Raw genomic sequence first — 15,017 nt, forward strand, 5'->3', positions numbered from 1 at the left:
TCGCCGCCGTGAGCACCTGGTCGGGGACATGCGAAAGGGCGGATGCGCCCACATCCGCCCCTCCAATGTCCTCCGCTACGCGTTGCCGCGCGCGGCTCCACGGACAGGAGCGAGTCTAGTGCTGCCCAGCATCACGCCGGCCCGGCCAAAAGGTCAACTTGCCCGGTCCGCCGGTAGGGTCCGCCCCGGACGGTGGTACCGCACGATCGCCACTTTCGGCTTACTCACGGTAACCGCTGCGGCGCTTCTCCCCGCCGCCCCGGCAATCGCCGTCCCGACCGGCGCCGCCCGGACAGACACCGCCCGGGCCGACACCGCCGCACCCGCCCACAACTACGCCGAGGCGTTGCAGAAGTCGCTCTATTTTTACGAGGCCCAGCAGTCCGGCGCGCTGCCCGACTGGAACCGGGTCTCCTGGCGCGGCGACTCGGGCTGACCGACGGCGCCGACGCCGGGCTCGATCTGACCGGCGGCTGGTACGACGCCGGGGACCACGTCAAGTTCGGCTTCCCGATGGCGTTCAGCGCCACGACCGTACCCGGCACCCCCACCGCCTCGGCGGTCACCGCGACCGGCGTCACCCTGGGCTGGACCGCGTCCACCGACGCGGGCGGCAGTGGACTCGTCGACCAGTTTCGGCTTCAACGGTACGCACACCGGCAGCAACCCGAGGCCGGCGACGTTCACCCTCAACGGCGCGACCTGCACGCTCACCTGATGCGTACCGCCGGGAGGCGTAGCCGCCGGTGTGCGTACTACCGGGTCACTGGTGGGTCTCGCCGTGCTCGACGCAGACCGCCGACCAACCGGTCGGCAGGACCTGCACCTTCATCCGGCGCCGGCACTGCGGGCAGAACCGGGGCGGCTCCAGCGTCCGGGCCGCCGCGCAGCCCTGGTGCGACCCGTCGGAGGTCGACCGGCCGCACCGGTCGCACCAGAGTCCAACCGTCGTCATCATCGCTTCGTCCTCGCTCAGAGCGTCGCGGAGAGGGCCTTGACCGGCATCTTCAGCTCGTCGAGCAGGGCCAGGTCGGCGTCGGCCGGGCGGCCCAGCGTGGTCAGGTAGTTGCCGACGATCACCGCGTTGATCCCGCCGAGCAGCCCGTCGCGGGTGCCGAGGTCACCGAGGGTGATCTCCCGCCCACCGGCGAACCGGAGGATCGTACGCGGCATCGCGAGCCGGAACGCCGCGATCGCGCGCAGCGCGTCCTTGCCCTCAACCACCGGCTGGTCACCGAGCGGGGTGCCCGGTCGCGGGTTGAGGAAGTTCATCGGCACCTCGTGCGGGTCCAACTCGGCGAGCTGGGCGGCGAACTCGGCCCGCTGCTCCACCGACTCGCCCAGCCCCAGGATGCCGCCGCAGCAGACCTCCATGCCGGACTCGCGCACCATCCGGAGGGTCTCCCACCGCTCCTCGAACGAGTGGGTGGTGACCACGTTCGGGAAGTACGACCGGCAGGTCTCCAGGTTGTGGTTGTACCGGTGCACACCCATGTCGACCAGTTCGTCGACCTGCTCCTGGTTGAGCATGCCGAGCGACGCGGCCACCTGGATGTCCACCTCGGCCCTGATCGCGGCCACGCCCTCGCGCATCTGCTTCATCAGCCGGGCGTCCGGACCGCGCACCGCGGCGACGATGCAGAACTCGGTCGCGCCGGTCTTCGCGGTCTGCTTCGCCGCCTCGACCAGGGACGGGATGTCCAGCCAGACCGAACGGACCGGCGAGGCGAACAGACCGGACTGGGAGCAGAAGTGGCAGTCCTCGGGGCAGCCACCGGTCTTCAACGAGACGATGCCCTCGACCTCGACCTCCGGCCCGCACCAGCGCATCCGTACGTCGTGGGCGAGCTGCAGGGCGGCGGGCAGGTGCTCGTCGGCAAGGCGCAGTACGGCGAGCACACCGGCCTCGTCGAGGCCGACGCCTTCGCCGAGCACCTGGGCGCGCGCCCGGTCGAGGATCTCTGGCATGGTCGTACCCTACAAGGCGTACCCGGCCAGCCGTCCGGGGCGGCACCCGGCGGAGTGGTAATTTGCGCCGGTCGGGACGGTTACCGCCGGAGCTTCGAACGGCGGGACGGCAGGACGGGGAGTCGACGTGGCGAGCTGGTTGGAGGCGCTGGACCGGCGTGCCCAGCTCCGCGCCAAGGCTGGCCTGACCCGACGGCTGCGCCCACGCGCCGCCACCGATCCGGTGGCCGACCTCGCCGGCAACGACTACCTCGGGCTGGCCCACCACCCGGCGGTCACCGCCGCCGCCACCGAGGCGCTGCACCGGTACGGGCTGGGCGCCACCGGTTCGCGGCTGGTCCGGGGCTCGACCGACCTGCACACGACGCTGGAACGGACCCTCGCCGACTGGCTCGGTGCCGCCGGAGCCCTCGTCTACTCCTCCGGCTACCTGGCCAACCTCGGTGCCGTACGCGCCCTGGTCCGACCCCGTACGCTGCTCGTCTCCGACGCGCACAACCACGCCTCGCTGATCGACGGCTGCCGGTTGTCCGGGGCGCAGACCGTGGTCACCCCGCACGCCGACCCGGCCGCCGTCGAGGCCGCCCTGGCGGCGGCACCCGGGCGCCCGGCGGTGGTGGTCACCGAGTCCGTCTTCTCCGTCGACGGCGACCTCGCCCCGTTGGCGGAGCTGCACCGGGTGGCCCGCCGGCACGGCGCGCTGCTGCTGGTCGACGACGCGCACGCGCTCGGCGTACGCGGTCCGGGTGGAGCCGGCGCGGTGGTCGAGGCCGGGCTGGCCGGCGCGCCCGACGTGGTGGTCACCGCGACCCTCTCCAAGGCGCTCGGCGGTCTCGGCGGCCTGGTCGCCGGGCCGGCGGAGCTGATCCGGCACCTGGTGGAGACCGGCCGCACCTTCATCTACGACACCGCGCTCCCGCCGGCCGTCGCGGCGGGTGTGCTCGCCGCCGCCGACCTGGCCCGCGACGGCGAGGCGCTCCGGACCGAGCTGGTCGGCCGGGCCGACGCGGTCGTGCGCCACCTCGGCCGAGCCGGTCTGGACGTCTCCGCGCCGGCCGCCGGGGTGATCTCGGTTACCGCGCCCGGCCCCGAGGCGGCCGCCGCGTGGGCCGCCGACTGTCTCGACCGGGGCGTGGCGGTCGGCTGCTTCCGCCCACCGTCCACCCCGGACAACCGGTCCCGGCTGCGCCTGACGATCAACGTCGGGGTGCCGCGTGACGAGTTCGACCGGGCGCTGGACGTGATCGTGGAGACCGCCCCGTGATCGTGGAGTTTGCCGCCATGACCGACAGAGGGTTCCTCGTGACCCACACTCCGTGCCGTGGACCGATCAGGGAGGACGCCCGGTGAGCGACACCTCGTGGCGGGGGCCGATCCTGGTCACCGGCACCGACACCGATGTCGGCAAGACGGTGGTCACCGCGGCGATCGCGGCCGCCGCGCAGGCGGCCGGGCTGCGGGTGGCGGTGATCAAACCCGGCCAGACCGGTACGGTCACCGGCGCCCCGTCCGACATCGACACCGTCAACCGGCTCGCCGCCCCGCTGACCGCCCGTACGCTGGCGAACTTCCCCGAGCCACTGGCCCCGCTCGCCGCGGCCCGGGTCGCGGCGGCCGAGCCGCTGGAGCTCTACACCGTGGTCGACGCGGTCCGGGCCGAGACCGACAAGCACGACCTGGTGCTGGTCGAGGGTGCCGGCGGGCTGCTCGTGCCGATGGGGGTACGTCCCTCCGGCGAGCCGTGGACCGTCGCCGACCTGGCGGTGTCACTCGGCGCGCCCGCGGTGGTGGTCAGCCGGGCCGGTCTCGGCACGCTCAACCACACCGCGCTGACGCTGGAAGCGCTCGAACGGCGGGCGGTCCCCGCCGGGGTGGTGCTCGGCGCCTGGCCGAACGAGCCTGAGCTGGTCCACTGGGCGAACCTGAGCGAGTTGGTGCCGAACCTGGTGGGCGCGTTGCCGGACGGGGCCGGCACGATGGACCCGGGCGTGTTCCGCCGCTCCGCCCCGGGCTGGCTCACCCCGGCCCTGTACGGCGTGCTCGACGACTGGCGTACCTGGGCCGACGACGTGCACTGACACCCGGTGCCCGCCGGTTGCCGACCCGTCGACACGGGTCCGGTGCCGGCCGGTTGCCGGCCGGTCGCCACGGGTCCGGTGCCTGCCGGTTGCCGACCCGTCGTTACGGGTCCGGTGCCGGCCGGTCGCCACGGGTCCGGGGCACCTGACTTTCGTCGGTGCCGGCGCGATCGGCGGGACCCGTAACCTGGCTGGATGGCGGGCTGGTGGCGGGGGTTGACACGGCGGCGCCGGGCGGTGGTGCTGGACCTGCTGCTCTGGGCGGCGCTCGCCGCGCCGGTCGTCGTGGCGCTGGGCACGCCTCCGGCGCGGCCCTTCGACGGTCCGCTGCTCGTGGTCGAGTCGCTGGTGCTCGGAGTCGCGGTGGCGCTCTGCCGCCGCCACCCCCTGCTCGCGCTGCTCCTGGTCGTCACGCCGACCCTGTTCGACGGCAACTTCGTCTTCGCGATTCCGGTGATGAGCTACCTCACCGGCCTCCGGATGCGCCGGGCCCGGCCGGCGGTGCTGGTCTTCACCGTGATCGGGGTCGGCGGCACGGCGCTGAACCTGCTGGGGCTGCGGACCGGCCTGGCCACCTGGTTCCTGCTCGTCACCATGCTGCTCTTCGCCGGGGTCTTCCCCTGGCTGGTCGGTCGCTACCGGCGGCAGCACGCGGAGTTGGTCCGGGCCGGGTGGGCCCAGGCGGAGCTGCTCGAACGCGAGCAGGCCGGGGCGGCCGAACGGGTCCGGATGCGGGAGCGGGCCCGGATCGCCCAGGACATGCACGACTCGCTCGGCCACGACCTGAGTTTGATCGCGCTGCGGGCCGGGGCGCTGGAACTCGCCCCCGGGCTGGACGAGCGGCAGCGGGCCGCCGCCGGTGAGCTGCGGGCCAGCGTCGGTGCTGCCACCGACCGGCTGCGGGAGATCATCGGCGTGCTCCGGGAGGACGCCGGTGCGGCACCGACCCGGCCGGCCGACGAGAGTGTCACCGAACTGGTCGAGCGGGCCCGGGCTGCGGGGATGGCGGTCCGGCTGAGCTGGCCCGAACCGATGGTCGGGGAGCGGCTGTCCGGTGTTTCGGAGGTTGGCAAACGGCCGTCGGGCGGGCGGGAGCCGGTCGGCCAGGACCGCGCGGGGGCCGGGCCGGGGCTGTCGGTGATGGCCGGGCGGGCGGTGCACCGGGTGGTACAGGAAGGATTGACCAACGCGGCCCGCCACGCCCCGGGCGCGGCGGTGACGGTCGAGATCGACCGGACGACCGAGTGGATCGAGGTGCGGGTGCGCAACAATGCCGCGCCGGCCGGACCGCTGCCCGTACCGGCGTCGGCCGGCACCGGCCTGCTCGGACTGCGGGAGCGGGTGCGGCTCGCCGGGGGCACCCTCACCGCCGGGGCGCACGACGGCGGGTTCGTTGTGGTCGCCCGGATCCCGCTGGTCGTCGACCGCGTCATCGGCGAGCCGGAGATTCCCGTACGCCCGTCCGTCCGGTCCGTGTCGGCCGACCGGCTGCGGGTACAGCGGCGTCAGGTCCGGCGCAGCCTGCTGGTGGCGCTCACCGTGCCGGTCGCGGTCGCGGCCATGCTGTCGCTGGTCTACTACCCGTTTGTCACCTTCGACTCGGTGCTGCACCGGTCCGAGTTCGACCGGCTGCGGGTCGGTGCGTCCCGGGCCGAGTTGGACCGGGTGCTCCCCGGTCGGCAGGCACGCGGGCTGGCGGAGAACGCGCCCGCCGCCCCGGCCGGGGCCGCCTGCGAGTTCTACACCGACGGCAACTTCCCGTTGGCCCTGCCCGCGTACCGGCTCTGTTTCGCCGACGGCCGGCTGGTGTCCAAGGACGAGCTGCCCGGCTGAGGACGACCGTGACGATTCGCGAGGTCACGGCGATCCGTACCGACGAGGAGATGTGATGATCTCGGTCCTGCTGGCCGACGACGAACCGATGATCCGGGTGGGGGTCCGGACCATCCTGGCCACCGACCCGGGGATCGAGGTGGTGGCCGAGGCGGGCGACGGGCGGGAGGCGGTCGAGCTGGTCCGGGCGCACCGGCCCCGGGTGGCGTTGCTGGACATCCGGATGCCCCGGCTCGACGGGCTGGCGGCCGGGGCGCAGATCCGTCGCCTGGTTCCGGGGACCGAGGTGGTCATGCTGACCACGTTCGGCGAGGACGACTACATCGCCCGCGCGCTCGGCGACGGGGCCAGCGGCTTCCTGCTGAAGTCCGGCGACCCCCGGGAGTTGGTCGCCGGCGTACACGCGGTGGCCGCCGGTGGGGCGTACCTGTCGCCGAAGGTCGCCCGGCGGGTGCTCGACCTCGGCGGCGGCCGGATGGGCAGCGGCCCGGCCGCCCGGGAGCTGACCCGTGCGCTCAGCGACCGGGAACGCGAGGTGCTGGCTCTGGTCGGGGCGGGGCTGTCGAACGCCGAGATCGGACGCCGGCTGTACCTGGTGGAGGGGACCGTGAAGGGCTACCTCAGCTCGATCTTCACCCGGCTGGGCGTACGCAACCGGGTGCAGGCGGCGATCGTCGCGTACGAGGCGGGCCTGGTCGACGGCGGCCCCTGAGCGGTCGGGGGCGGGAGCGGTCGGGACACGGAGCGGTCGGGGCACGCGAGCGGTCGGGGCACGTGAGCGCTCGGCGGTGCCGGAGCGGTCGGCGGTGCCCGAGATACGCCGGTGGTCGGTACTGACACCGTACCGACCACCGGCGTATCTCGGTCTCGTGTCCGGTCGCCCGGCGGCCGGACACGGGGATCACGCGTCGCGGCGGCGCAGCACCGTGTGACCGGCGAGCAGTGCCAGCAGCACCCAGCCGGTGAGCAGGAGCAGCCCCACGACCGGTGGGTACGGGTCGGTCTCGCCGCGCAGGAAGTGCCGGCCGGCGCTGCCCGGGAGCAGGTCCGCGATCCGGTTGAGCACCGTGACGTCGGGCAGCGAGAGCGTCGCCGGGACCACGGTCAGGATCAGGAAGACCGAGGTCAGGGTCGCCACGACGCCGCGCAGCGCGGCCCCGACGCCGAGGCTGAAGACACTGATCAGGGCCAGGTACGCCCCGACCGCCAGCGCGTCGACGATGCTCTCGGGCAGGTCGAACCGGCCCCAGTCGCCGAGGACCGGGGCGGCGACCGCCGAGCCGAGCGCGCCGAGCAGCACCCCGAGCACCAGGGTCACGGCGCCGACGACGGTGGCCTTGGCGAGGATGACGTGGCCGCGTCGCGGTGTCCACTGCAGGGTGGCCCGGATGCTGCCGTTGGCGTACTCGGAGGTGATCACCAGCATCGCCATCGCGAGTACGGCGAACTGGGTCAGTTCGAGCGAGTCGATCGCGATCCGGCCGAGGGCGAGCACACCCTGGTCGTTGCCGGGATCGTCGTCGGTGTTGCTGTTCTGCACGTAGATCGCCAGTTGGGCCGAGGTCGCCGCCATCAGCAGCACGCTGGCGAGCAGGGCCCACCAGACCGAGCGGACCGACCAGAGTTTGGTCCACTCGCTGGCGATCGCGCCGCCCAGCCCGCCGCGGGTCGGTTCACCGCCGGTCGGTTCACTGAGGGTCGGTTCACCGCCGGTCGGTCCGGTGCGGGTCGGCTCCGTGCCCGGGGAGCCAGCGGTTGTCCCGGCCCCGGTGCGTGTGGTCCGTGGGCTGCTCATGCCGACTCCTGCCGGTGGTGCTCCCGGGTCCGCCCGGCAGCCGGGCCGGCGTACTCCAGGCTGGACGTGGTCAGTTCCAGGTACGCCTGCTCCAGCGACGCCTCACGCGTGCTCAGCTCGTGCAGACGTACCCCCAGTTCGTGGGCCAGGTCGCCGACCAGCGCGACCTCGGCGCCGGTGACCAGCAGTTCCTCGGTGCCGACCGGCTCGACCGTGATCGCCCGCGCGGTCAGCCGGTCGTGGAGTGCGACCAGTCCGGCCGGATGGGGGCTGCGGACCCGTACGGCGGTGGCGGCGCTGCCGGCGATCACCTCCGCGATCGGGGCGTCGACGATCAGGCGCCCCCTGCCGATCACCACGAGTTGGTCGGCGGTGAGCTGCATCTCGCTCATCAGGTGACTGGAGACAAAGACGGTACGTCCCTCGGCCGCGAGACTTCTCATGAGCTGCCGGATCCAGCGCACCCCGTCCGGGTCGAGCCCGTTGACCGGCTCGTCGAACATCAGCACCCCGGGATCGCCGAGCAGCGCGCCGGCGATGCCGAGCCGCTGCCCCATGCCGAGGGAGAAGGTCCCGGCCCGCTTGCCGGCGACGCCGGTCAGGCCGACGGTGGCCAGCACCTCGTCGACCCGGCGAGCCGGGATGCCGTTGCTGCGGGCCATCGCCAGCAGGTGTGCCCGTGCCGACCGTCCGGGGTGGACCGCCTTCGCGTCGAGCAGCGCGCCGACCCGGTGCAACGGGTGCCGCAGGCTCGCGTACGCCCGCCCGTCGACCAGGGCGGTGCCGGCGCTGGGCCGGTCCAGGCCGAGAATCATCCGCATGGTGGTGGACTTGCCGGCGCCGTTCGGGCCGAGAAAGCCGGTGACCCGCCCCGGCACGATGTCCAGGGTGAGGTTGTCGACGGCTGTCGCGGCGCCGAAGCGCTTGGTCAGCCCGGTTAACGTGATCATGGTGCCTCCCTGGGGTTTCCCCCGTCGTGATGGCTCGACGGTAGAAATCACCCAGGTTCCGGCGCTCCGCCCGAACGGCAGCGCCCGTCACTGACCTTGGTCAGGTCGTACCCGTCCCAACCGCCCGCCCGGCGGTTAGGAAGGGCCCCTTATACAACTGAATCCGATAACAAGGGGCCCTTCCTTACCACTATCAGGGCGTCGGGCATGCGGAAGGAGAGGTTGTCGGGGCACCAGGGGGCGCGGACCACGGTGACGTCGCGGAGCAGGGCGGCGGTCTCGGCCACCACCACGGCGGCCTCCATCCGGGTGAGCTGGGCGCCGACGCAGCGGTGCGCCCCGGCACCGAAGGCGAGGTGTCGGCGGGACCCGGGCTGGCCGGGCCGGAACTCCTCCGGCTCGGCGACCACCGCCGGGTCGCGGCCGGCACGGGCGAGCCAGAGTACGACGCTGCGCCCGGCCGGCACCGCCACCCCGCCGAGCGTGGTGTCCCGGGCGGCGACCCGGCGCCAGGTGACGATCGGCGGCTCCAGCCGCAGCCCCTCCTCGACCACGTCGGCCACCTCGACCGTGCCGTCCGCGAGCCCGGCCAGCACCTCGGGTTCGCCGGTGAGCCGGTGCAGCAACAGGGTGAGGAACTGCGAGGTGGTCTCCTGCCCGGCGACCAGCAGGAAGAACAGCGCGCCGATCACCACGTCCGGCGGGTGCCCGGCCTCGCGCAGCCGGGCGGCGAGCCCGGCACCGGTCGCGGCGAAGTCCCGCAGCACGGTGTGGAACCGGCCGACGATCCCGGCCAAGGCGCGTTGGCGTTCGTCGTCGACCGGGGCCCAGAAGAGTTCGAGCGCGGCCCGGGTGAACTCCTTGACCACCTCGACCCGGTGTTCCGGCAGGTCGACCAGCCGGGCGAGGACCAGCAGCGGCAGGTCGGCGGCGAGGTCGGCGTAGAGGTCGACCGGGCGGCCGGCGGCCAGGTCGTCGGCGAGCCGGGCGACCCGGGTACGGACCAAGCCGGTCAGCCACTCCCGCTGCTCGGCGACCCGTTTCGGGTGCAACGCGTCGGCGACGACGGCCCGGATCGCCGGGTGGCTGTGCCCGCTGTTGTTCGCCAGCGTCGGTGGCAGTCGGAAACCGTACCCGGCGAGGATCCGCAGCGCGGCGACCGGCATCGGGCTCATCGCGTCCAGCGCGTTGTCCGGCCGGTACGTCTCCGGGTCGGCCAGCACCTGCCGGACCAGCGCGTGCCTGGTCACCACCAGGTGGTCGACGTCGACGTGGTCGGCGACGGTGGCCACGTCCGGCCACTGCCGGTCCACGGCGCCCACGGCCCAGCTACGGAACAGCACGCGGTCACGCTACCCAGCACCACCCGGCCGACCCGGATCAAGCTCCCAGACCGTGGTGGGCTTCACCCGTACGCTCTCCAGCGCGGGCGGGACCGGCACCTGGTACGTCGCCAGCGCGGTGAACCGTCCCCGGGGCAGGAACGCGCGATCGGGGTCGCCGACCAGCACCCGGGCGCCGGAGCGGGCCGCCCGCAGCAGGAACCGCAGCACCCGGTTGGCCATCGCCTGGCTGTAGAAGACGTCCCCGGCGAGGAGCAGGTCGGCGTCGCCCGCGTTCTCGTCGTCCAGGATGTCGGCCACCGTGACGTCGACCGGTACGTCGTTGGCGCGCGCGTTCAGCTCGATCGCGGCACCGGCCCGCTCGTCGATCTCGACGGCGCGTACCCGTTCGGCCCCGGCCCGGGCGGCGGCGACGGCGACCAGGCCGGAGCCGGAGGCGAAGTCGAGCACCCGCCGGCCGGCGACCTCGTCGGGATGGTCGAGCAGGTACCGGGCCAGCGCCTGCCCGCCGGCCCAGGCGAAGGCCCAGAACGGCGGCGGCTGCTCGCTGCGGAACTCGCCCTCGGTGAGCTGCCACAGGCCGATCGGTTCGTCGGCCTGGTGCAGCCGGACCTCCGGGACAAAGGCGACCGGGGCCAGCCGGGCGTGCAGGCGGACGAAGGCCGCCGAGGTTTCGGACACCAGCCGAATTGTGCCCGGGGTGCTGGCATCGGCGTGTCGCGGGGGTTGGGTGACCGGTTCACTACGCCGAGTGAAAGTAGGGGCTTTCATTGCCGCCAGGTGCGGGATCTCGCCCCTTTCCGGCCACCTGATCCCGTTCTAGCGTTGCGGGGAGTAGTCGGACTACCCGAATTGATAGCTGAACGTGGATGGAGGCGGTGGTGGCGGTGCGGCGGTTCATCGGCCGACTGGGGACCGTGCTGGCGTGTGCGACCGGAATCGGCCTGACCGCCGCCGGCACACCGGCCAGCGCGGCGCCGGGATTCGACACCCGGATCGACCTACCGGGACAGTTCGCCGCGGGTGGTGCCCCGGCCACCGTGACCGCCGTGGTCTCCACCAGCGAACGGGGCGAGTGCCGCAAGGTGCGCTGGTCACTGGTGCTACAGGTGGACGGGCTCCGGCTCGACCAGGTGCGGGTGGACCGGGTCGAGGAGACCGGCTCGTTCCCCGTACAGGTGCGGGCCGAGGGGAACGCGGCCCGGCTGACCGACAACGACCTCGACCCGGGCCAACTCTGCCGGGACCGTACGGTGACCGCGACCTACCGGATCGCCTTCGGCGCCGAGGCGGCCGGCGGCCGGGTGACGGTGACCGCCGAGGCGTTCGACGCCCGGAACCGACTGCTCGACAGCGGCTCCGGGACCCGTACGGTGGCGGGCGACCGGGCCGTGCCGAGCCCGTCGAAGACCCGCACCTCGCCGACACCGTCCCCGGCGGCGACCGAGTCCGATCCGGTGCTGGAGGAGGAGTCCACCGACGAGCTGATCCCGGTGCCGTCGGAGAGCCCGGCGGTGGCCGCCGGCACCGGCGGCGGGCGGACCGACCCGGCGGCGAACTCCGGCCGGCTGGGCCTGGTCCAGGTCGGCTTCCTGACCGGGGCGCTGCTGCTCTTCCTCGGCGTCGGGCTGCTGATGCGGGTCCGGCACCGGCTGCTGCACGCGGTCACCGGGCGCGGGGACCGGTCGCCGGACCGGGGCGAACGAACCCCTCGCCGGCGCGCCGGCCGCTCCGGCGGTGGGCTGTTCCGCCGGCGTGACCGGTCCGCCGACCTCGGTGGCGACGGCAGCATCGACCTGGGGATGACCGGCGAAGCCGGTTACGCCGCCCGTCCGGTCTGGCAGACCGACGAGACCCCCGGGCGGGGCTGGCGCCCGAACCTGCGCGGACGCCGCTGACCACCGTCCCGTACGACTCCCCGGGGCGCCACGTTGACCTCCTCCGGTCACGCACCCGCCGTGGCTCCCGGGTGCGGGTCCGGTCCGCCCTGCCCGTACCGGGCCGGACCGGACCCGCTGACCCCGTCCGTTACCGCTCGAACGCCTGGAACTCCGCGATCCGCACCTGGGTACGGAACGGGCTGCCGGTGGCGCAGTCGGTTGTGGTCGCCGGGTCGCTGTCCTGCTCACCGGCGTAGAGCGGCCCACCGGTGCACTGGCTGTTGTCGACCACCAGCCGCAGGTGGGTCGCGGTCGTCTTCGGGATCTCGAACGACCGCAGGTTCAGCTCCCGGGTGTAGGGCCGGAACGCCCCGCCGGGGAACGCGTCGGACCGGCTGGTGTAGACCTTCCGGTAGCTCGCCGCGTCCGTGCAGTCCGCCCGGCGCTCGTCACACGCCAGTACGCTGAACGACCGCAGCGCCGACAGCGCGTTCTGGCTGCCGGTGTCGACGTCGCCGGTGATCGCCGGACGCAGGTAGGCGCTGACGTTCACCCGCCGTACGGTCTGCGCGCCGGGGAGCGCCACCGTCACCTGCTTGCCGGTCACCCCGTCCAGCGACGCCCAGTTGGTGGCCTCGGTGTCGTCGGCGATCCGGTCGAGGTTGACCCCGTCACCGCTGACCACCGCGCCGGCGGTCAGCGAGGCGAGGTTGCGCTCCAGGTCCAGGTCGAGCTTCTCCCGCTTGCCGGAGGAGAACTTCTCGGTGAACCGGGAGTGCCCGAAACCGGGGGCCACGGCGAGGAAGGAGAACTCCTTGCCCGGCACGATCTCGAAGGTGTCCGGCAGCGCGGTGGTCGGGTCGGTGTCGGCGATCGGGACCGCGCGGGCCTCGTACTCGCCGACGTAGAGCCGGATCGGCGCCCCCGCGCTGTCGCCCTTCGCCCGGAGCGTGACGGTGGCGTTGCGGGCGTGCGGCGAGGCGAAGCTCGGCGTCGGGTCGGTGTCCGCCGCGTTGAGCGTGGCCGCGTCCCGGCCCATGCCCGACTCGGCGAACGCGTTCCAGATGATGTCCTGGTTACGGCCACCGAAGCGGAGTTGGTCGGCGGTGAGCATGTTGTCGCGCATGTCGAGCATGCTCACCTGGCTGACCGCCTGGAGCAGGAACGAGTCGAAGACCAACTGGGACCAGCGCCGGTTACCCGGGCAGCGGTCGACAGCGAGCTTGCCCTCGGCGCAGGCGAGCTGGATCGAGGGCTTGCCGGCGCCGTACCGGTCGACGAAGGCCGAACGGACCCGGTAGTTCGTCGCACCCCAGATCTCACCGTCGGCGTGCACGGCCGGACCGGAGAGGGCGTAGCCGACGTCGGAGTAGTTCAGCGGGCTGCGGCTCAGGTCGTAGTTGCGGATGCCGCTCTCGAGGTTGCCGGTGACGTACCCGCCGACGATGAACGGGGTCTTGCCGGCCGGGCGCATGTTGTGCTGGTAGAGGTACTCGGTGCCGAGCAGGTCGCTCCACGACTCACCCATCGCGCCGCCCTGGTGGCCGCCGATGCCGGAGTCCGGGCCGGCGATCATCCGGTTGCTGATCGCGTGGGTGTACTCGTGCCCGATCACCGTCATGTCGTAGTCACCGTCCACGCAGGGCGGGTACGACGTACCGGCGATCGGCTGCCAGAGGTACATGTTGGTGGTCGGCGGCAGGCCGTCGCGCGGGGTCGCCTGGTTGGCGTTGTTCCGGTTGCCGGTCAGCGCGCCCTGCTGGGCGCGACCCTGCTCGGCGTCGCCACCGAGGCCCTCACCGGTGAGGTTGACCGCCTGCAGGTTCCAGGCCGCCTCGTCGAAGCCGAGCTTGTACGACCAGTCGTGCATCCGGTTGTGCATCGCGAACAGGTTCGCCGTCGCGGCGTCGATGTCGTTGCGCTCCGGCGAGGTGAACACGTCCGGGCTGCACTTGGTCCGCTTCCACTGGTCGGTGAACGGGTAGACGTAGTCCCGGGTCGGGCTCGGCGTCGCCGGCACGACCGGGGTGCCGGCACCCCAGGAGACGACGTTGTTCGCCGAGTTGCCCTGGGTCGTCAGGGTCGGCAGGCCGGTGGTGAGGTCGACGTCCCACGCCTGGCCGCTGGCCGCGTCGGAGACCGTACGCTCACAGCCCCGCTCCCAGGTCAGGCACCAGATCACCCGGTCGTCGTGCCGGGGGTGCGACCGGCTCGGCGGGTTCGCCGGGAAGACCGACCACTTCGGGTTGTCCGAGTCGGAGTCGACCAGGTCCTCGCGGATCAGCACGCTGCGGTCGGTGCCGTCGACGAAGGTGGTGAACGCGGCCGACTCCGCGCCGCTCTTGCCGATCAGGGTCACCTCCCAGGCGGCCCGGTTGCCGTCGACCGGCGTCGGCACCGCGACCTTGCGCAGGTCGTGGGTGGCCACCTGGTCGGCGGTCAGCCCGGCGTCGGCGAGCGCGGCGGCGTACGCCTGCTCGGCGGTGATGGTCAGCGGGGCCGGCGCGCTGGTGTCCCGGCTCAGCGAGGAGCTGACGTGGAGCACGCTGCCCCGGTCGACCGCGATGCTGACCAGCCCGTCGTACCCGGCCTGGAGGTCGCCGAAGCGCTGCCGCAGGGTCACCACGGCGCCGGTGCCGATCTGCCGGACCAGGAGTTTGTCCATGGCGGCGACGGCGGTGGCGTCCAGGCCGAACAGGTCACGCTGGGCGACCAGGTACTCCCGGGCGGCGGTCTCCGGATCGGTGGCCAGGCCGGTGGCGAGGGCGGAGGTGCCGTCGCCGAGCGCGTGCGGGGTGCCGAGCGCGTTCCACCGTACCGAGGAGTCGACCTTGCCGGCGGTCGAGCGCTGGGTGCTGCTCGGCGCCGCCGTACCCCTGCGGTTGTCCTTGTCACGGGCGTGGTGGACGTCCTGCGACGCGTCCGTGGCGGCGGCCGGGGTCACCGGCGCCGCCGGCTCGGGCGCGGCGTTCGCCGGGCTGCCGGGCAGGGTGGCCGCGAGCACCGCGGCCGTGACGAGCGCGGGCATGGCCCGCCATCTGGTGCCGAACACTGTCCGCTCGGGTGAACGCAAGGGATCCTCCTTGGACGGGGCGCGAAAGAGCCGACCGGGTCGGTCGGCTCGGCGTTGTGGCGGAGGTGCATAGGTATAGATACGTGAATACCAGTCG

General features: G+C 73.3%; 13 protein-coding genes and 1 pseudogene. 7 read left to right on the forward strand and 7 right to left on the reverse strand.

All coding sequences use genetic code 11. The annotated features are described in order from the left end of the window. Positions 1-265 precede the first annotated feature (265 nt). Both ACI2K4_RS09055 and ACI2K4_RS09060 read left to right on the forward strand, forming a co-directional pair. Positions 266-531 (forward strand): annotated as a pseudogene (locus tag ACI2K4_RS09055) (glycoside hydrolase family 9 protein); the annotation flags it as partial. An 85-nt stretch (positions 532-616) separates the two neighbouring features. After that, entirely contained in the window at positions 617-718 is a 102-nt protein-coding gene (locus ACI2K4_RS09060) for a cellulose binding domain-containing protein (RefSeq protein WP_404509893.1), read from the forward strand. A gap of 45 nt (positions 719-763) precedes the next feature. Here ACI2K4_RS09060 and ACI2K4_RS09065 read toward each other — a convergent pair whose 3' ends face one another. Continuing rightward, positions 764-976: a hypothetical protein gene (locus ACI2K4_RS09065; protein ID WP_404510310.1), complete on the reverse strand. Its 213-nt coding sequence runs from the start codon at positions 974-976 to the stop codon at positions 764-766. Continuing rightward, complete coding sequence (gene bioB / locus ACI2K4_RS09070) at positions 973-1,968, reverse strand: biotin synthase BioB (protein ID WP_404509895.1); 996 nt, start codon at positions 1,966-1,968, stop codon at positions 973-975. The genes ACI2K4_RS09065 and bioB overlap by 4 nt, the downstream gene beginning before the upstream one ends. Before the next feature lie 127 nt (positions 1,969-2,095). Between bioB and ACI2K4_RS09075 the strand changes: the two genes are divergently transcribed. From ACI2K4_RS09075 to ACI2K4_RS09090, 4 genes are all read left to right on the forward strand, one after another. Then, positions 2,096-3,232: an 8-amino-7-oxononanoate synthase gene (locus tag ACI2K4_RS09075; RefSeq protein ID WP_404509896.1), complete on the forward strand. Its 1,137-nt coding sequence runs from the start codon at positions 2,096-2,098 to the stop codon at positions 3,230-3,232. Between the two features lie 109 nt (positions 3,233-3,341). After that, on the forward strand, positions 3,342-4,046 hold the full coding sequence (bioD, locus tag ACI2K4_RS09080; protein ID WP_404510311.1) for a dethiobiotin synthase: 705 nt from the start codon (positions 3,342-3,344) through the stop codon (positions 4,044-4,046). Positions 4,047-4,241: 195 nt separating this feature from the next. Beyond that, complete coding sequence (locus ACI2K4_RS09085; RefSeq protein WP_404509897.1) at positions 4,242-5,879, forward strand: sensor histidine kinase; 1,638 nt, start codon at positions 4,242-4,244, stop codon at positions 5,877-5,879. Positions 5,880-5,934: 55 nt separating this feature from the next. Continuing rightward, positions 5,935-6,591, forward strand: a complete 657-nt coding sequence (locus tag ACI2K4_RS09090; RefSeq protein WP_404509899.1) for a response regulator — start codon at positions 5,935-5,937, stop codon at positions 6,589-6,591. 189 nt (positions 6,592-6,780) lie between these two features. Here ACI2K4_RS09090 and ACI2K4_RS09095 read toward each other — a convergent pair whose 3' ends face one another. The 4 genes from ACI2K4_RS09095 to ACI2K4_RS09110 form a co-directional block, all read right to left on the reverse strand. Then, complete coding sequence (locus ACI2K4_RS09095) at positions 6,781-7,674, reverse strand: ABC transporter permease (protein ID WP_404509901.1); 894 nt, start codon at positions 7,672-7,674, stop codon at positions 6,781-6,783. Then, positions 7,671-8,624 carry an ATP-binding cassette domain-containing protein gene (locus tag ACI2K4_RS09100; RefSeq protein ID WP_404509902.1) on the reverse strand — a complete coding sequence of 318 codons (954 nt, stop codon included), beginning with the start codon at positions 8,622-8,624 and terminating at the stop codon, positions 7,671-7,673. The genes ACI2K4_RS09095 and ACI2K4_RS09100 overlap by 4 nt, the downstream gene beginning before the upstream one ends. Positions 8,625-8,773: 149 nt before the next feature. Continuing rightward, positions 8,774-9,967, reverse strand: a complete 1,194-nt coding sequence (locus tag ACI2K4_RS09105; RefSeq protein WP_404509904.1) for a cytochrome P450 — start codon at positions 9,965-9,967, stop codon at positions 8,774-8,776. Between the two features lie 9 nt (positions 9,968-9,976). Continuing rightward, complete coding sequence (locus ACI2K4_RS09110) at positions 9,977-10,648, reverse strand: class I SAM-dependent methyltransferase (protein WP_404509906.1); 672 nt, start codon at positions 10,646-10,648, stop codon at positions 9,977-9,979. A gap of 188 nt (positions 10,649-10,836) precedes the next feature. On the opposite strand from ACI2K4_RS09110, the gene ACI2K4_RS09115 reads away from it, so the two are divergent. Then, positions 10,837-11,865: a hypothetical protein gene (locus ACI2K4_RS09115; protein WP_404509907.1), complete on the forward strand. Its 1,029-nt coding sequence runs from the start codon at positions 10,837-10,839 to the stop codon at positions 11,863-11,865. Between the two features lie 130 nt (positions 11,866-11,995). Here the strand turns inward: ACI2K4_RS09115 and ACI2K4_RS09120 are convergent, their stop codons facing one another. Next, positions 11,996-14,920 (reverse strand): M36 family metallopeptidase, encoded by a 2,925-nt coding sequence (locus ACI2K4_RS09120; protein WP_404509908.1) that lies wholly within the window; start codon positions 14,918-14,920, stop codon positions 11,996-11,998. Positions 14,921-15,017: the final 97 nt, after the last annotated feature.

The organism is Micromonospora sp. NPDC050397 (assembly GCF_044901685.1).
Taxonomy (GTDB): Bacteria; Actinomycetota; Actinomycetes; order Mycobacteriales; family Micromonosporaceae; genus Micromonospora_G.